Origin of the sequence: Orbus sasakiae, from assembly GCF_039542345.1 — a bacterium.
GTDB classification, from domain to species: domain Bacteria; phylum Pseudomonadota; class Gammaproteobacteria; order Enterobacterales; family Orbaceae; genus Orbus; species Orbus sasakiae.
The window spans coordinates 664,544-682,559 of the sequence record NZ_BAABHY010000001.1; the positions used below are offsets into that span (position 1 = coordinate 664,544).

Sequence of the window (18,016 nt, forward strand, 5' to 3'; positions counted from 1 at the left end):
AAAAGACAGATTGAAAAATAATTAGGAAAAAATGATTATAAAGAAAGGTTTAGTATTTTTTTAATTATAAACTTAGCTATAAATTTAAACAATATAATTGAAGATACAAAAACTGCTTAAACCATAAGCTAAGCATGAAAATTACAAATCCCTAACTGAGTACTTTTGGTTGATTCGCTAAACTGAATAACGCATAATATTGAGCAGTTATTTAATATAAGGATATGCTATGAAAAAAGTATTTTTATTCGGTATTGTTGGTGTTTTGTTGACAGGTTGTGCTCATACGTCAGTTGATAAAGATTTATCAGAAGTGCAAGGTGTAACACTTAAAGATATAGGATATGGTCAGCAAGCAATTGATACTTATATGGTAACAAAAAATATAGGTTCAAATGTCGGTGATGTAAAAATCTGTTTGGCCAGTACCATCAGTAATGCGAGTGTGACCTTGAATGATAGTTCAGGTAGTTTTTTTGGTTCATATTCAGGGTATTATTATCAAAATACTAATACCACGACTGTTCAGGGTGGAAATTCAATAATTACAGAATCAAAAGATAAAGTTGTCGGTACGGGTATTGCTGAATATTACTCAAATGGGTTATTACCTATTTTACATTATGCGCGATATATTGTTACTGTTTCACCACAAAAAACGAAGACACAATATTTATTTACGAAGATAGAACAGGCAGCAAAAGATACAGGTTCCGCTGCTAATGATGGATTTTCTTACGTTGGCGCGTGGTCTGGCGCTAGTCCAATGAAAGTTATTGGTTCTTTGGATAGTGAAGTTGAAAAAATAACAAAATGTTTAAATAATGGTAATTAATTAAAATTAATGAAGCAAACTGAGTTTTATTTATTTCTATATAATGCTCCCAACGGGGGGCTTTTTTATTATCTAAAAAACGAGGTACTTAGGGAACATTTCCTCTGCTACGTGGCACCAAATAGGCAAGTATCAATCTAGTCAAAAGTAAAATCGATAAAATTAGGTGATGGCTATGAACAATAAATACAAAATGGGATTCATGCCGATTTAAGACGTTATTCCATTTTAATCACACTAAGACTCTATAAAGAATTATAGATTAACGATTGGCTGGTTACAGGGCTGTATTGTCGTGAAACCCTCATACAAATAAATAAATTAAAGTTATGTTATGTATCCTAACTGGTCAGCTAATGTAATGAATACTGTGATGACCATAACTGTAACGTTAAGATGGTTATTGCATGATATCGCCAGTAACCACAAATATGCTAAGATTACTTTCTGAATTTGAGTCGGACGCAATGATAAAGCGTTATGATGTGAACTTGATCAAGATTATTGGCACAGATAGCATGTTTAGATTTCACTCGATAATGAATCATATTAGACAGTTTATTGCTTGATAGGGTAAAGTTTATGACCTTCATCTAATTTTTGTCCCTCAATTTAAATGGAATGGTCAAAGCACAAGCAAATTCAGGACAATGGTTGTATCAAATGCTGTTGGACTGATAAGTCGTATTTATGATGATATGTTAAGTGTAATCGTTATTCCTCATTCAGTATTAACCCATTTCTTAGATTTACTCAATTTTAAAGGTGGTATTATCAATGCTGACGGGTATAAGAAATCTACCGCGTTATATTTTCGAAAGTATGTGTGTTTGATGTCGTTTTCACGCTTCCAAAATAATCTTTTTCATATAGAATTCCAGTCATAATAAAAAAGGAATAAATATGCTAAAGAATGTATTGTTTGTCAGTATGATCGGATTTGCCTCATCGTTGGTTTATGCAGAAGAAAAAAACGTAACGGAGTCATATCTACTGGGTAGTTGGTATTGTGTTAATGTGCATTTATCCGCTTCTTCCAATGGAGATGCCAATTTTAATTATGATTATAGCGTTACTGATGATCCCATCATTGTTACTTTTTTAAAGCCCGAAGATTATGATGATTATCAACCCGAAGATGGGGAAAGGAAAGCAATTTCAAATTCTGAATATATTAAAACCTATAAATTTAACCCTACATATGGTAAAGATACTCAAGGTGAAAATTATAATACCATGGAGCACGGTTATATTTATGTTAATGATAATGAATTTATTTATTATCAATATTCAGCGATATTTTGGAAATATAAATTCAAATCTTATGGTCATAAACAAGATATGACATGTAAGAGAATGAACTAAATCATCAATAATCTATCTATTTCAAACAGCCTAGTGCTGTTTTTTTACGCTTTTAAAATATATTTTCATGTAAAATTTAGCAAGTAATAAAATAGCAGAATAATGCTATTAAAATTATTGGTTGTATTAGCATTAGGTGTTGCTTAAGGCAGCTGAATCATATTTTGTGGTTATTGATAATAAATTTTCTAGAAAGAAAAGACCTTAAATCTCCAATAGCTAAAATGTATGGTTTGATAATCAGTAAGCTTGTACATCAATCCAATCTCAACCATTTTTAGGGGATTTATTTCGATAATAATATTTTTTAAGTTTTTCTTAAGGTTAATTTGTTTTAATTGATACTGTTAAAACAAGATCAATATAGCAGGAAAAAATTATGAAAAAATTATTACCATTAATTCTCATTTTAATGTTGGGGTTTGCTGAAATTGCTTTTGCGAGTGGATTTCATGAAGAAGATGAAATAGAAAATCCAATTTTTCAGCAGATGTCTAGCCTTTCAATCAATCAGTTAAATATGAAAAGTGAGCAAAAGATAAGTGTGAATCTGAATGAGGAGTTTTGGGAGGAAATGCCGTCTTTACTTGAATTAGAGGAGATTGTTGAAATTAAAGATGAACATTATAAAAGTTGGAAATCGGCGAAAGACCACCTTGAAAATATAACTTATTTTGAAAGTAAATAATATTTAATCAATGATGTGAAAGTTAATTTCTTTGCTCATTAATAGCTGTAATGTTACTTTCCATTGTAATTGCATTTAAAAGCACTCATTTTAGTCTCAACTCAAGGCTTACTTTGAGATAAAATCTATGATAGTAACATTATTGTGATAAATTTGACTTTATATGTATTATTTTTATTTTGAATTTATTGACTTTTAAAAACTACATTTTAGATTGGCCGTCGAGGAACGGCCTGCAAATATCCACCATTTAAACAGTTCTGTATTAAACGTTATCTAAAAAAAATATAGAGATATTGATTTAAATTATTCCTTAAAAGTGTTGAGTTATATATTAATTTTCTATCCGTTTTTATCTGATATATCATATCTTTTTTAGTTTACATGATTTTAGAGGCTTCAGCGTGAAAGATTTTATTCACTTAAAGCAAGAAAACAATTTAACGACATTTCATTTTGTTTTACTGTCTATTTTTACGTTAGATCTATATGAACTGCTGTGGATTTATAAAACTAACAAAACTATTAGTAACAAAACCAAGATTGTTGTTACAGGTACTCAATATCCTATTATTTTCTTATAATGTGAGCTTTTTTACTCTTTTTATTTTGTTAAAAGTAAAAAGTAATCTGTTTTTTTATGTTTAACCTATTTTCTAGTTGAATTTTAGACACACTACAAGCCACATATGTGGCTTGTTTACGATTAATTTAACGTGATTAATTTTGCTGAACCTTGTGGAATATTTGGATTTTTATCTGTCTTTAATAATATTTGTGTTGAGACATCACTTAATTTGATATTCACTTTTGCATTAGCTGGAAGTGAAAATTGACCATATTCATAAGGTGTACCATTCACAAATGTATTTCTTACAGTGATGTTTTCCACTGTTTTATTTGTATCGTTATAAAGCGTTATGGTTATTTCAAAGTTTAAATTAGAACTGTTTTTCTCTTTAAATTTATTCAGCTTATGTCTTACTTCTGGTTGGGTAATGATAACAACGAGGTCGTCATTTTTAGCTACAACAAAATCAACTTTATTGATATCTGGGGATTGGGTAATATCCGAACCAATTAATACGGGTATTTCAAAAGATGCATATGACTTAAATTCTTTACTGTAACATTCATGGTATTCAACTGTTTTAAATGTCTTAGCAATTTCTTTTTTAGCTCTAATCAATGATGAGGATTCAAGTCTGGAATCTTTATAGTCATCACAAGATGGTACCTCGATTAATAAATTAGCAGATGACAACGTTTCATCGGTATTTAATTGTGAAATGGATACTGTTGTGTTAATTTCAGCGTCGCATCCTAATAATGCAAAGGATAAAGTGGCAGCTATTATTTTTTTCATCTTTTTTCACCTTTTTTATATAAATTAATTCAATATTGAAGACTATTATTCTACAGGAACAGATAAAAGATTTATCATTGAGCCATTTTTAGTTATTGGAGATGTTTAGCATTGTTGTTAAAGACTTATAATGAGTTAGATTAATGTTAACATTTACAAAAATTATAAAGTAACCGATTTTGATTATCAAATCTTCTGTTAGTTAAATAATGTAATTAAGTTATTCTGTTTACGATACATTAAAGACTAATGATAATCAGTATATAACGTACTAGTTTTCAATAAAATATTAGCTGTGATTCATAACCATCATTGTCTGTTATTAAAAAATGATGACTGAAGGAACTTAAATTTATTTTACTTGTATAATGCAATAAAATAATCCTATTTTGTGAACGAACTCTCTATTAATTATCACCTAAAACCATATATAATCATTATGATTAAATAATAAAAAGGATATTTCATGTTTAAAAAATTATTAGCGGTATTTCTTGTAAGTTTCGTTCTTGTTAGTTGTGGTGATAGTGCACCAAAAATTGATGCATCATCTAAGACTGCATTTCAGACTTCTTTGAGAGACATTAATAGTACACTTGAAGGAAAAGATAAAGATGATTTTAATCGAGCTATCATGAAAGTGGGTTTGGCAGCAAGTTTTGCAACTGATGGTGAAGAAGGAAGCATACAGAAAATTTTACAAGAAAAATTGGGTGGTAAAACAGCCAAAGAAATTATAAAAGAGTATGGGGGCGAGTAGGGTTTATTTAACTTAATATAATGCTTATTTAATGTAGCTTTACGACTATTCGATCATTGAGTTTAACATTAAAAATCTTCCATAAAAAAACCACCTAATATTCGGTGGTTTTTTAATTTATTAAATTAAGCTTATTTGCTTGAATCTTTCATATCTTTTAATGCATCAGACGTTTTGTCTAATGTATTATTGTAGCTTTCGGTTGCTTTGTCTTTAGCATTGTTATAACTATCGGTGGCTTTTTCTTTTGCTGAATCGTAAGCATCAGACGCTTGATCTTTGGCTGAGTCGTAGGCTTCTGATGTTTTATCTTTAGCATTATTATACATTTCAGTTGTGCTATCTTTTGCTGATTGATAGTTTTCGCTCATTTTATCTTTTGATTCATTGATGTATTGTTCAGCCTTATCTTTTGATTCATTGTAAGCATCAGAAGCTGTTTGTTTTGCATCTTCATAAGCTTGTTGCGTACTTTCTTGAGTTTTATCCATAGATTGGTCTAATTTTGAATCTTGTTTATTATCACAAGCGACAATTGCAAACGTAGTAAGTAATAAAATAAGTAACTTTTTCATACAATAATTCCTGTTGAATCATAAAATGTTAGATGATTTTATATCATCCTGATAGCCTTAAATAGCTAATGGGATACTATCACTTTGTTTTACTTAGTGAAGTTGTTCTTATCACTTAGTGTGATAATCTTTATCTATGAAGTTAGTCCTTTTTGATCGGTAACAAGCAGTAGCAAGGATTTAAGCTAAGGATCAAGATCGTATTCATTGCATTTTTAGAATTTACTTCAGTGCACGAAATAACATTATACGATAAACTATGTCATAAATCCTATTTTAGCCTTGGAGTAAATATAATGTTGGGGTCAATTGAAGCTGGCGGTACGAAATTTGTGTGTGCAGTGTCGGATTTAGCGTTGAATATTGTTGATAAGGTGACTATTGATACACAAACACCAGACATCACCTTGAAACAGGTTTTACAATTTTTTGCAAAGCATTCTATTAAATCAATGGGTATTGGATGTTTTGGGCCAATTGATATCAATCCCCATTCTAATACTTATGGGTATATTACCGCGACACCAAAAGCGGGTTGGCAACATTTTAATTTTGTCAAAACGATACAAGACCATATTGATGTACCGATAGCTTTTAATACTGATGTGAATGTTGCAGCTTATGGTGAATTTAAATTAGGTGCAGCCAAACAAACAAATAACAGTATTTATTTGACGATTGGTACTGGTATCGGCGGTGGGGTTATTATTGATAAAAAAATAATCACAGGACGCCATCATCCTGAAATGGGGCATATTTTTATTAAGCGCGCAGTTGGTGATGATTTCGTGGGGAATTGTCCTTTCCATCATGATTGTTTAGAAGGCTTAGCCTCCGGTCCTGCAATTGAAAAACGTTGGAACACAAAACCTGTGCATATTGATGATAATCATCAAGCATGGCAATTTGAATCGTATTATTTGGCTCAAGCAATTGTGAATTATACACTAACATTTGCCCCAGATATTATTATTTTAGGTGGTGGAATTATGCATAAACCTCATCTTTTAAGTAAAATCAAATCAACCTGTTTAACATTATTAAATGGTTATTTTCCAATTGATGATATTGAGCACTATTTATCGTTACCTAAACTTGGTGATAATGCAGGGATTATGGGGGGATTATTGTTAGCTAAGGATTTATTACATAAATAGGTTTTTTAAGCGCACAGATTGTGCGTTATCTGCTATGATGATAAACAGTCAATAGCATAAGGATAATCACTTGAATTTACCTAAAAAGCATTTACATTATTTGGGTTGGATTGCAACATTTACTGCATTTTTGATGTATGTATCTTATATCCCTCAGATCATTGATAATATTCACGGTATTAAAACCAGCCCAATTCAACCTATTGCCGCTGCAATCAACTGTTTTTTATGGGTATGTTATGGTATTTTTCGTGAGCAAAGGGATTGGCCAATTGCGATTGCAAATACGCCAGGTGTTATTTTTGGCTTAATTGCATTTTTTACTGCATTATAGTCTGATAGTCAAAGGTAAAACTGAATGTTAAACATTCAGTTTTATTGTGTGTCGTTTTAGTGAGTTTTATTGTGACTCGACTCAATAAAATTAGCAAGATTTTCAAGCCCTAAGCGGACGACTTTTGGCATTGATGTTAAATCGATAGAATCCATAAGATTTTTAACGCACAATCCTAATTCGGTATCACCTTCAACAATTAATTTTCGTTGAAAAAATAGCGTGTCGGGATCTTGACGCTGAGTCGCAATTAATACCAAATCATTTGTATTACCACTAAAGCTGACATCTGCAATTTCAGAACGACTTACTACTAGCTTGTTATTTACATTACTAATATACCAAACTAATTGTAAATCACGTACTTCGATTTTTAGCCATCGGTTTTCTAAAAAGTCTAAATCCCCATCAGCTAACGATTGTTCAAATTGTGCTTGTAAAAGCTGTTCAATGATTTTCTGTTTAACTGAAAAGGGGACCATTTGTAATGGTTTACTCAACACTACGGGCGCATTTTCAACTAAAAGTGAATGGACTTTATTTAACATATTCATTCCTAAAGCAATAACTAGTTGTTTTCAGAAATCATGGCTTCATATAAATCAAGGTCATGATTAAGTCGTTCGAACGTTTCTTCTGAAATTTCATTACGAATCTTAAGTTGATACAGTGACGAACGCTCAGAACCAATTGCCACTAAACGCATACGTCTTTCTAAATTTTCTGCCTCTAAGGCTTTTTCTTCAAGATTTTTTAGTCCAGTACGTCTACGCAGTGATCCTATGACACGTGAGCCGACTTCGTGAACAATCTCATTATCAATACCATCAGATGTATCGAGTAAAAGGCTGTTTTGCATTTTTTCAAGACTTGCAATTGCATCTTCCGCCATATGACCTTTAGCATAAAGAAGCTCATTATCAATTTCACTGTTATCTAAAATGACTCTACCGCGTAACAAGATTGGTAAAATAATTACGGCCACCACTAATGAGACTAAAATTACACCTGTTGCAATAAACACCAATTCATAACGGCCTGGAATTTTTGTCGAAATAGGAATAGATAGCACACCCGCTAGCGTTATCGCACCACGTACACCAGCAAAAGTCGAAATGAGTAAATCCCGCGTGGTATAGCTTTTAAATGCCAGTGGTCTTTTTACACCAAATGGTAGCGTCGGCAAATGTTTCATGGTCCATAACCACAAGAAACGCGTTCCCATTAATACCACAAATACAAAGAATACCACTAATGTCAGTTGCCAAAGTTCAATTGAGGCATCTGTTTGGTTAGCAACATAGGTTTCAGTGATGATACTTGGTAACTGTAAACCGAGTAAAGTAAAGATAACACCATTAAATACAAAGGTTAACATTGACCAAGTACTTTCAGACTGGAGTCGTGTGGTGAGTGGTGCATTACGCATAATTCCTGATTGTTTTACCGTCATACCGGCGCTGACCGCTGCCAAGATACCCGATGCATGTAAAAAATGTTCGGCGATTAAGTAAACGGCAAAAGGCAGTAAGAATAATAGAACAATCTGAATGGATGAGTCATTATTCGTTAGTTGGTTTATCTTACGTAAGATGATGATATAGATCCAAGTGAAAAGTGCACCAACTGCAAGACCACCTAATGCAGAAACAAAAAATGCTAACGAAATATTGAGAATGTCAAATTCCATTGCTCCAATGGCAATAGCAACAGCAAACTTTAAGCTTACAAGGCCTGATGCGTCATTCATTAAGGCTTCCCCCTCAATGATTTCCATTTTGCTTTTTTCGATTCGCCCTTTACCGACAATACCACCTAATGCCACGGCATCTGTTGGGGATAGCACTGCAGCAAGCGCCATAGCGGCGGGTAGTGAAACATTCGGTAGGATCCAATGTAATATATAACCTAAAGCAACAACGGTGATAATGACAAGGACTAAAGCCAAACCAACAATTTCGCGTACATTGTGTACGAAATCTTTAATCGCTGTTTTCCTTCCGTCATCAAATAGTAACGGAGGGATGAAAAGTAGTAAAAATAATTCAGGATCAAACTGTTCTTCGTAAAGATGAAAAGCAGCTAAAATACATCCCAACAATATCTGCATAAGTGGTAATGGTATTTGAAATGGAAATAATCTAACGATAATCCCGGAAATGGATACAAGCAAAATAAGAATGAGAATTGTTGAGAATAAAGCCATGATATTTTTATAATTTAGTTTTTTATATTAGTGGTTACCTATTATAGCGTAAATTTTTCTCAAATTCAGTTTAAAGATGATGAAATTCAGTCTTTTTTTAACAAAAATTGCGTTCTTTTTGTTATAGTAAACAACATATATATTTTTTGATGATAATAAGATGAAAGATTGGCAAAGAGCATTCGTTTTACATAACAGACCGTACAGTGAAACGAGTCTAATGGTTGATCTTTTTATCGAATCAAAAGGGCGTATAACTGCAATTGCAAAAGGCGCGCGCCGTAAACGATCTGCACTAAAAGGTTTATTACAACCCTTTACACCTTTAATTGTCCAATACAGTGGTAATGGTAATGTCAAAACCTTATCACAAGTTGAAGCCTCATCTTTGTCATTACCCTTATTCGGTCATGCGCTATACAGTGGTTTTTATTTAAATGAATTGATTCATCGCGTGATTGTATCAGAAGTGGATAGTTCTGAATTATTCCAGGCGTATCTTGAAGCCCTTCAGCAACTCGCTCAACATATTCATCCGGAAAAAGTGTTACGGCAATTTGAGTTAATTTTGTTGGAAAGCTTAGGCTATAGTGTCGATTTTGAACATTGTAGTGCAACTGGAGACGCGATTGTCGATTCGATGTATTATCAGTATCAACCCGAGCAGGGCTTTATCAGTAGTTTAATGCAAAATTCTACGAGTTATACAGGAAAAGAACTTAGGGCATTTGCGGATAAGAATTTTAATGATGCTGATAGTCTAAAAGCCGCTAAGCGCTTTACACGAATGGCATTGAAACCTTATGTCGGTTCAAAGCCATTTAAAAGTCGAGAGTTATTTTTGAAGCTATAAAAAAATACGGCTCGGGGCCGTATTTAAAATAGTGCTATTCTGCATCAATATCATCAAGATATTTACTGATTGCTTGCTCGCGCTGTTGCTGACGTTTTTCATCGACTTGACCACCTGATGCTAAAAAGTCATAGCGTTGGAAGTAAGCATTGCGTAAAAAGTTATATGGATCATTACTGTTATTCAATAAATCCTCATATTCAAGTGCCACAGCACGTGATTCGATACCATCAAATGCCCAACGAGCAATACTTGCTTCGATTGATAACCAGTATAATGGTGGGTAAAGTGAATCGACAAGTAATCCCCCATCTTCTCTTAATGTTGCTTGTCCGTAAAATGGTAATACCACATAAGGTCCGTAAGGCACATCATAATGACCTAAAACGGTACCAAAGGATTGTCGATTCCCTTTTTGTAATTGAGGATCAGCCATTCCTGCAACATCAATTAATCCACCTAAACCAAATACAGTATTTAACATAAATCTAGCAAGGTGTACGCCCATTTGTTGAACATTACCTTGTAGTAAACTATTTAATGCTGATGCAGGTTCAGTTAAGTTTGATGATACACCACTAATACTACTTCGTACTGGTGATGGAACATAATCTTTCCATGCAACAGCAACCGGTCTAACCAAGTAAGGGTCGAGGACATTATAGTTAAAACTAAACATCGCATTGTTAAAACCAGATAAAGGGTCTGAATACGTATTTGTTTCAGCGTTGTAAGTTGCACAGCCACTGAGTGTCATGACCGAAAGCATTAAACCAAATATTCTTTTTTTCATATTATTTATTGCATTAAGTGTTAGTTGATCTTGTTATAGTGGTACATTGTAACATTGAGTTGCAAAATTTCCGAAAAATTTAATCTTCTTTTGAAATATAATTTCAATAAAAATCGCACAGAATGCTTATTGAAATTGGGGTAAAGAAATTCTGGAAAATTTTTGTAAATACTTTAAAATAAGCCGCCTATGACCTCATAGTTAAATGGATATAACGAGCCCCTCCTAAGGGCTAGTTGCAGGTTCGATTCCTGCTGGGGTCAATATTATTTAGCCTAATAAAGTTAACTAAAGTCTAATAAAACCTTTTACATCAATGAATCAACAATAATTTGATGTCTAATGAAGTTCAAAGAAAACTATCACGCACTCAACGAAAAAATATCAACTTAGATGTTGAGTGATTCCCACAAACTTATGCATGGTATAGCCCACGTCAAAACTGCCGAGTTATTTATCAGTCGTAAATAAATTCGTCACAATAGCAGATCTGCTTTATGTCGGTCAGTAATATGGTCATGAAAACGGATGGTAATGCCAACATGAACTCCAACAAAAAGAGAGCTGAAAATAAGGTAGAACCTGCGTTCGCTTTTCTAATGTCATTCGGTACTTACATGAGTATGGTAAAGTGGATATAGAATATTAAAAAAGTAACGCAAACCCATTTTAAATTATTTTTTATTGCTCACTCATCACCGTTATCCCCTTGCTCATGGAGATTTATTTAGTAAATTATATCAATAGGTGAATTTGATTATCTTGCCATGATATTCATTGTAAATTATTTGTTAATAATCGTGTTTTTTAAAAAACATTAAATTTTTCAAATAGTACAATCACACACTTCAAATCCTTTGCATCAGCTATGATTAATCTGATGAGACAGAACTTCTCAAATTGTTAAAAAATTTTAAATTTCTTTACAATTTAAATTTGCGTTAAGTTATCGAAATGATATAAAAATATAATTTTATAACTGTTTATTTAATTGTAATAAACACAAGAATCAAGCGTGCATTATTTCGATGTATTTTGTTTAAGATACGATCAGTTTTATGATGCTGTAAGTAATGGAGAAGACAATGATCACTTATGAAGATATTTGTAGTAAATATAATGATATGAGGGTTGCTTGTCTGGATAATAAAAATAGCCTTGCTAATCAGATTAATCAACTGTTCCTATTTATACGAAATGATTTGGGGTTATCAGGTCGTGTGTGGAAAGACCATGATGGTAGTCTTAATACTTATGTTAATATTTTAGACTTATCAAAATCACCACCAACCGTATCAGATGCGTATTCATTAAATTATCAGTTTAATGGTAAAAATCCATATTGTCTTTTTGGCATTGAAATTATATTAGAACAAGCTAAAAACGCGTATCCGAAAACACAATATCATATTAAGCTTAATGCGAAGCTCAATGAGGGTAACGTGATCATGTCAGTTGAGAAAAATGGTGAATATAACGAATTTATCATTGATACCACAAGCAATCAAAAATTTGTGGAAATAGCCCGTTTTATTAAACAAACACTGCTTGAAACATTTTCTTAATATAGTGATAGGTTATTTTATTGTTGGTAGGCGTAATAGACCTATAATTAATATTTTCGATGGTGTAAGTGCCGTGTAGTAATAATCATTTCATTCTTCACCTTAACTTCACATAAAACTCAACGTGATTTCATTTTGTTTTGTTATTTTTATACTGTTTAAAGTATAAATAAGGAAAAAACAATGCATTCACGTTTCTCATTACTGTTTAAAATCTTAACGCTAACTGGGCTTATTTTAGTTATGATGATTCCTATGGCGATGATCATGGGGGTTATTCAAGAGCGTTCCTACTATCAAAATGAAGTGATTGATTCGGTCAGTCAAAGCAGTAGTTATTCACAAAAAATTATTGGTCCTATTATTGTCATTCCCTATACGCTAACAACATTAGAGTATCGTGATAAACAAAAGTTTTATACGCAAAATAAATACCTGCGTTATGTTTTACCACAAAAACTGGAAGTGGATGCCAATACGGATATATCAGCCAGACATATTGGCATTTATCAGGCACAAGTATACCAAGCCCAATTAAAATTTACGGGAAGTTTTGATCCTGTTGAATTAGACACATTGCAAAATAATGAAAACATTGAAATTGAAAAGCCGTATTTAATCGTGATGATCAGTGATACGCGTGGGATTATGCAAGTCCCCCTTATGACACTCAACGGTAAGAATATTGAGTTTGAACCGGGTGTTAATCAGAGTGATATTTATAATGCTCAGGGAATAAATGCACCGATGTCACTAGAAGAGGTCACAGGAAAAAAACTTGATTTTAACTTTTCACTATTGTTACAAGGCACCAAAGATTTATCAATCGTTCCGTTAGGTCGCTCTAGTCAGTATCATCTGAAGGGTAATTGGCCACACCCTAACTTTATTGGTTATACTTTACCATCCCAACGCTTAATTGATGAGAAGGGATTTGACGCAACATGGCAAAGTAGCTGGTATGCAAATAACATCAATAGCTTATTTGCAAAGGATGTGAATATTAGTCGTAATGCGTCAAGCTATAGTGATTATCCTGCTTTCAAAACCAGCTTTGTTGAGACCGTCGATGAATACCAAATGACAGAAAGGGCAGTAAAATATGCTATCTTGTTTATTGTATTAACATTTATATGTTTCTTTATTTTTGAAATGTTAAAACAGTTAAAAATTCACCCTGTGCAATATTTATTGGTGGGGATGGCATTAACAATATTCTATTTATTATTGTTGGCATTATCAGAACATATTGGCTTTTTATTGGCTTATGTGATGGGGGCATTTGCTTGTAGTGGACTTATTGGATTTTATCTTTCTGCGGTATTAAAAGGAATCAAATGGGGAAGCATATTCACTTCATTCTTACTGCTGCTCTACATGATTCTTTATTTTGTGATGATTTCAGAGGGGAATGCCTTATTATTAGGTAGTATTTTACTCTTTGTTGTTTTAGGTGGCATTATGATTTTAACGCGCCATATCGATTGGTATAAAGTTGCGCAAATCAGCCATAATAAAAATACACAGAAAATAAAAAAGCCAGAAGAGAATAATTAATCAATTTGGGGTATTTCGCGCCATCATTGGCGCGCAATGGTTAATTTGCTAGTTGCCAAAAAGATGAGATGATCTTTTCTGATAAACGCCTTTTTTGCACACAAATGCCAATATCAAAAGGTTCAATCAAGCTTGTTGGCCACTCAATAATTCGTTCTCTGATGCGCTCAGGACTATTTTCCATGACAACTTTAGGTAATAAAGCAACGCCACATCCAACAGCTACCATCGATACAATTGCTTCGTGTCCGGCGACGGTTGCATAGATTTTTGGGGATTGAATTTTATTTTGTTTAAACCATTGATCTATACGCTGCCGACTTGGTCCATGCTCTGGTAAAATAAATGGAATATGATTCCAGTCAGGCTGTTTTTGATGCAATCTATCGCTAAACGTACTGCGCAATCTGGGGATCAAAAGTACCATTTCAATTTCACCAATTTTAACAAACTCAATACTTGATGGTAATTGTTTCGGTTGGCCTGCAATGGCTAAATCTGCTTCGTTAGACTGAATTTTACTTACTGCGTCAGCTGCATCGCCTGTCGTTAATTTTATTTCAACTAGTGGATACAACACTCGAAATTTATCGAGAATATCGGGCAAATGGCTGTAAGCTGCAGTAACTGAACAAAATAAGCTCAGTTCTCCACTGAGTAGTTGATTAGATTGATCTAAATTTTGTTGTAATTGGCGATAATCTGATAATACTTGATTAGCAAACTGTTTGAGTTGCATACCGGCATCAGTAATATGAACTGAACGGTTGTCGCGTATAAATAAGGGTTGTCCAACGTCATCTTCTAGTCGTTGAATTTGCCTTGATAAGGTCGATGGCGTCATGTGCATGATTTTAGCGGTTAAACCAAAATGGTTGGTTTCACACAATGTCAGAAATGTTTTTAATGCTTGTATATCCATAATCCATCAACGCTATTTGTTGCAAAAATCGCAACGTAATGTTTTAAATATATCAATTTTAGCAATAAAAAAAATAAAGTATAGTAGCAGAACTTTATTTGAGGTAATTTGTATTTAGCGTTAAAGAATGATTTAATCCAAATCACTTATCTCACTTGATACTACATCAAAATTTAATTCTATTTTCAGGGGAAAAACAATGTCAAATTATTTTAACACACTACGCTGGCGTGAAAAATTAGAACAATTAGGTAAATGCCGTTTTATGGGGCGTGATGAATTTGCTCAAGAAGCAAATTTCTTAAAAGGTAAAAAAATTGTAATTGTTGGTTGTGGTGCGCAAGGCTTAAACCAAGGCCTTAATATGCGTGACTCTGGTTTAGATATTGCTTATGCGCTACGCCAAGAAGCGATTACTGAAAAACGTGCATCTTGGAAGAAAGCAAGTGAAAATGGCTTTAAAGTGGGAACTTATGAAGAATTAATTCCCTCAGCTGATTTAGTGATTAACTTAACACCAGACAAACAACACACTGCAGTTGTTCAAGCCGTTCAGCCATTAATGAAAAATGGTGCAGCATTAGGTTACTCACATGGATTTAATATTGTTGAAGTCGGTGAGAAAATCCGTTCTGACATTACTGTTGTGATGGTTGCACCAAAATGCCCAGGTACTGAAGTGCGTGAAGAATATAAACGTGGTTTTGGTGTACCAACACTTATCGCCGTTCACCCTGCAAATGATCCAAAAGGTGAAGGTCTGGCAATTGCTAAAGCATGGGCTGCGGCAACAGGAGGCCATCGTGCTGGTGTACTTGAATCATCATTTGTGGCAGAAGTAAAATCAGACTTAATGGGTGAACAAACCATTTTATGTGGTATGTTACAGACAGGTTCGTTACTATGCTTCGATAAATTGGTTGCAGAAGGCGTTGATCCTGCTTACGCATGTAAATTATTACAGTTTGGTTGGGAAACGATTACCGAAGCTTTAAAACAAGGTGGTATCACATTAATGATGGATCGTCTATCGAATCCAGCTAAATTACGTGCTAATGCTTTAGCTCAAGAATTAAAAGTGATTATGACCGATCTTTATCGTAAACATATGGATGATATCATCTCAGGTGAATTCTCACGTACTATGATTGAAGACTGGAATAATGACGACGTTAACTTATTAAAATGGCGTAAAGAAACCGGTGAAACTGGCTTTGAAAAAGCAGCTCAGTATCAAGGTAAGATCGATGAGCAAACTTATTTTGATCAAGGTGTTGTGATGATTGCGATGGTGAAAGCCGGCGTTGAACTTGCATTTGAAACAATGACTGAAGCGGGTATTCTTGATGAATCAGCATACTATGAATCATTACATGAATTACCGCTAATTGCCAATACAATTGCTCGTAAACGTTTATATGAAATGAATGTGGTTATTTCTGATACAGCTGAATATGGTAACTACTTATTCTCTAATGTGGCTATCCCATTATTACGCGAAAAATTCATGCCATTATTACAAGCGGGTGATTTAGGTAAAGCGATTCCTGAAGGTAGCGTAGATAATGCTCAATTACGTGAAGTCAATGAATCAATTCGTAACCATCCAATTGAAGTCATTGGTCATACTCTACGTAGCTATATGAAAGATATGAAAAAAATCAATGTAGCAGGGTAATTCTGTTAATGTTGATTTAGCAAGAGCGCTTTATGCGCTCTTTTTTATTGTCTTATTTTCTGTTGATGTTTCTTTGATAGTTTTTCAAACACTAACTGATAAGATTTTATTAACTGCTCAACAACCATCTGTTCACTTGGTAATTTTCGATCATCAAGTCGTATTGAGATCCAATGAATCTTATTCATATAATACCCTTCTGTAACATAATCATAAATTTCGATCATGAGTTGATTGTCAGCTGGATCACCTTTTAACGTTAGGATCTCCTTATCTTGATTGTTCGTTCCTAAATAAGCAAACATTTTTTCATTAAGTAAAAATCGATATGCTTGCCATTCTACTTTGTAGTCGATACTCACACCTTTTAATTTCAGGGCTTCAGTGAAGATCCATTGATATTTTTGTCGCATATTTGACCTCACAAACAAGAGCAAAAAGAGATTAACATCATTCAAGCATACCGATCTTTTACGCTAATTTGAAGTGATCTTTTTGCATTTTAAAAGATCCCAAAAACCATAAAATAGATCTAATTTTAAAATTATTTAATTTTTTAGATCTAATATTAATCTTTTTATAAATTAATAAATTATAAAAAAATAATTAAATATTTATCTGTATTTTATTTAGTTTATTTGTTATATTGTTTATTAAACACACTGCGTGTTATGGGGGGGAATATGGCCAAAAAAATAACCATTAGACCAAGCGATAATTGGCGCTGGTATTTTGATAGCAAGTACGATTGTTTGATGCTAGAAATAGCAAACGATATGGTATTTCGTTCCCGTTATCCGGCTAAAATATTGACACCTGATGCATTTCATTCCGTTTCATTTTCCGTTGATGATGCAACGGCGTATTACTTATTCTATGAAAGCTGTAGCCAATTAAACCTGACAGAACCTCAAAAAGTGGAGTTAGTTTTAAATGCGATTGTTGCTGCTAATTTTATAAAACCACAAATGCCAAAGAGTTGGTATTTTGTGCAGCAACCCATGTTATTTACCCCTAGTTTTGGTGAAGTTGTAGAAGCACAAGTTCAAGATACGGGTCAATTAGTCAATTTATTCGTTGTTGAAGCAGGAATCAGTGCATCAGTTTGTCTAATCACTGAACCTAATGTCATGATGGCTGGCAAACACTTTAATATGGCGGATGTGGTTAAAGTGATGAATGATCGTCTTGCTTCTAAACATCAACGCATAAACATAACAGCAGGCACACATGAAGATGACGATGAATCTGTCATCAATCTATTTTATCAAGTCTGTTAATTATTAACCAAATTGTTGTAGTGGCAATACAAATCTATGGTTTGTTAAAAATAATAATGAAGCAAATGCCGGTCCATGGAGC

18 protein-coding genes, 1 tRNA gene and 1 pseudogene are annotated in these 18,016 nt (G+C 33.3%); 13 read left to right on the top strand and 7 right to left on the bottom strand.

Annotation, left to right across the window (positions count from 1 at the left end):
• Positions 1-229 precede the first annotated feature (229 nt).
• From ABEA36_RS02885 to ABEA36_RS02895, 4 genes and pseudogenes are all read left to right on the top strand, one after another.
• The gene (locus tag ABEA36_RS02885) at positions 230-835 is read left to right on the top strand and encodes a hypothetical protein (protein WP_345488604.1); all 606 of its coding nucleotides are present in this window, start codon (positions 230-232) and stop codon (positions 833-835) included.
• A gap of 584 nt (positions 836-1,419) precedes the next feature.
• Positions 1,420-1,722, top strand: a pseudogene (locus ABEA36_RS13240) (hypothetical protein); the annotation flags it as partial.
• 16 nt (positions 1,723-1,738) lie between these two features.
• The gene (locus ABEA36_RS02890) at positions 1,739-2,200 is read left to right on the top strand and encodes a hypothetical protein (protein ID WP_345488606.1); all 462 of its coding nucleotides are present in this window, start codon (positions 1,739-1,741) and stop codon (positions 2,198-2,200) included.
• Between the two features lie 379 nt (positions 2,201-2,579).
• A complete protein-coding gene (locus tag ABEA36_RS02895; protein WP_345488608.1) occupies positions 2,580-2,888 on the top strand; it encodes a hypothetical protein in 309 nt (102 codons plus the stop codon).
• A 706-nt stretch (positions 2,889-3,594) separates the two neighbouring features.
• On the opposite strand, the gene ABEA36_RS02900 is transcribed toward ABEA36_RS02895, so the two are convergent.
• The gene (locus tag ABEA36_RS02900) at positions 3,595-4,254 is read right to left on the bottom strand and encodes a DUF7424 family protein (RefSeq protein ID WP_345488610.1); all 660 of its coding nucleotides are present in this window, start codon (positions 4,252-4,254) and stop codon (positions 3,595-3,597) included.
• Between the two features lie 466 nt (positions 4,255-4,720).
• On the opposite strand from ABEA36_RS02900, the gene ABEA36_RS02905 reads away from it, so the two are divergent.
• Entirely contained in the window at positions 4,721-5,014 is a 294-nt protein-coding gene (locus ABEA36_RS02905) for a DUF6694 family lipoprotein (RefSeq protein WP_345488612.1), read from the top strand.
• 131 nt (positions 5,015-5,145) lie between these two features.
• Here ABEA36_RS02905 and ABEA36_RS02910 read toward each other — a convergent pair whose 3' ends face one another.
• Positions 5,146-5,589, bottom strand: a complete 444-nt coding sequence (locus ABEA36_RS02910) for a hypothetical protein (RefSeq protein ID WP_345488614.1) — start codon at positions 5,587-5,589, stop codon at positions 5,146-5,148.
• A gap of 296 nt (positions 5,590-5,885) precedes the next feature.
• Here ABEA36_RS02910 and ABEA36_RS02915 point away from each other — a divergent pair, with 296 nt between their 5' ends.
• Positions 5,886-6,746: an ROK family protein gene (locus tag ABEA36_RS02915; protein ID WP_345488616.1), complete on the top strand. Its 861-nt coding sequence runs from the start codon at positions 5,886-5,888 to the stop codon at positions 6,744-6,746.
• Between the two features lie 70 nt (positions 6,747-6,816).
• Positions 6,817-7,080, top strand: coding sequence for a SemiSWEET family transporter (locus ABEA36_RS02920; RefSeq protein ID WP_345488618.1), 264 nt, complete (start codon positions 6,817-6,819; stop codon positions 7,078-7,080).
• 56 nt (positions 7,081-7,136) lie between these two features.
• Here the strand turns inward: ABEA36_RS02920 and ubiT are convergent, their stop codons facing one another.
• Complete coding sequence (gene ubiT / locus ABEA36_RS02925) at positions 7,137-7,628, bottom strand: ubiquinone anaerobic biosynthesis accessory factor UbiT (RefSeq protein ID WP_345488620.1); 492 nt, start codon at positions 7,626-7,628, stop codon at positions 7,137-7,139.
• A gap of 20 nt (positions 7,629-7,648) precedes the next feature.
• Entirely contained in the window at positions 7,649-9,286 is a 1,638-nt protein-coding gene (locus tag ABEA36_RS02930) for a Na+/H+ antiporter (protein ID WP_345488622.1), read from the bottom strand.
• Positions 9,287-9,446: 160 nt separating this feature from the next.
• Here ABEA36_RS02930 and recO point away from each other — a divergent pair, with 160 nt between their 5' ends.
• Positions 9,447-10,139 carry a DNA repair protein RecO gene (gene recO, locus ABEA36_RS02935; RefSeq protein ID WP_345488624.1) on the top strand — a complete coding sequence of 231 codons (693 nt, stop codon included), beginning with the start codon at positions 9,447-9,449 and terminating at the stop codon, positions 10,137-10,139.
• 34 nt (positions 10,140-10,173) lie between these two features.
• Here recO and ABEA36_RS02940 read toward each other — a convergent pair whose 3' ends face one another.
• The gene (locus ABEA36_RS02940; protein ID WP_345488626.1) at positions 10,174-10,932 is read right to left on the bottom strand and encodes an MlaA family lipoprotein; all 759 of its coding nucleotides are present in this window, start codon (positions 10,930-10,932) and stop codon (positions 10,174-10,176) included.
• 191 nt (positions 10,933-11,123) lie between these two features.
• Here ABEA36_RS02940 and ABEA36_RS02945 point away from each other — a divergent pair.
• The 3 genes from ABEA36_RS02945 to creD all read left to right on the top strand — a co-directional run bounded on the left by ABEA36_RS02945 (position 11,124) and on the right by creD (position 14,054).
• A tRNA-Arg gene (locus tag ABEA36_RS02945) sits at positions 11,124-11,195 on the top strand.
• Positions 11,196-12,017: 822 nt separating this feature from the next.
• On the top strand, positions 12,018-12,497 hold the full coding sequence (locus tag ABEA36_RS02950; RefSeq protein WP_345488628.1) for a hypothetical protein: 480 nt from the start codon (positions 12,018-12,020) through the stop codon (positions 12,495-12,497).
• Positions 12,498-12,680: 183 nt separating this feature from the next.
• Entirely contained in the window at positions 12,681-14,054 is a 1,374-nt protein-coding gene (creD, locus tag ABEA36_RS02955) for a cell envelope integrity protein CreD (protein ID WP_345488630.1), read from the top strand.
• 40 nt (positions 14,055-14,094) lie between these two features.
• Here the strand turns inward: creD and ilvY are convergent, their stop codons facing one another.
• Positions 14,095-14,976, bottom strand: coding sequence for an HTH-type transcriptional activator IlvY (gene ilvY / locus ABEA36_RS02960; protein ID WP_345488633.1), 882 nt, complete (start codon positions 14,974-14,976; stop codon positions 14,095-14,097).
• 199 nt (positions 14,977-15,175) lie between these two features.
• Here ilvY and ilvC point away from each other — a divergent pair, with 199 nt between their 5' ends.
• Positions 15,176-16,654 (top strand): ketol-acid reductoisomerase, encoded by a 1,479-nt coding sequence (gene ilvC / locus ABEA36_RS02965; protein WP_345488635.1) that lies wholly within the window; start codon positions 15,176-15,178, stop codon positions 16,652-16,654.
• Between the two features lie 44 nt (positions 16,655-16,698).
• On the opposite strand, the gene ABEA36_RS02970 is transcribed toward ilvC, so the two are convergent.
• Positions 16,699-17,067: an MmcQ/YjbR family DNA-binding protein gene (locus ABEA36_RS02970; protein ID WP_345488637.1), complete on the bottom strand. Its 369-nt coding sequence runs from the start codon at positions 17,065-17,067 to the stop codon at positions 16,699-16,701.
• A 270-nt stretch (positions 17,068-17,337) separates the two neighbouring features.
• Between ABEA36_RS02970 and ABEA36_RS02975 the strand changes: the two genes are divergently transcribed.
• Positions 17,338-17,934 (top strand): cell division protein ZapC, encoded by a 597-nt coding sequence (locus ABEA36_RS02975; RefSeq protein WP_425571847.1) that lies wholly within the window; start codon positions 17,338-17,340, stop codon positions 17,932-17,934.
• Positions 17,935-18,016 lie beyond the last annotated feature (82 nt).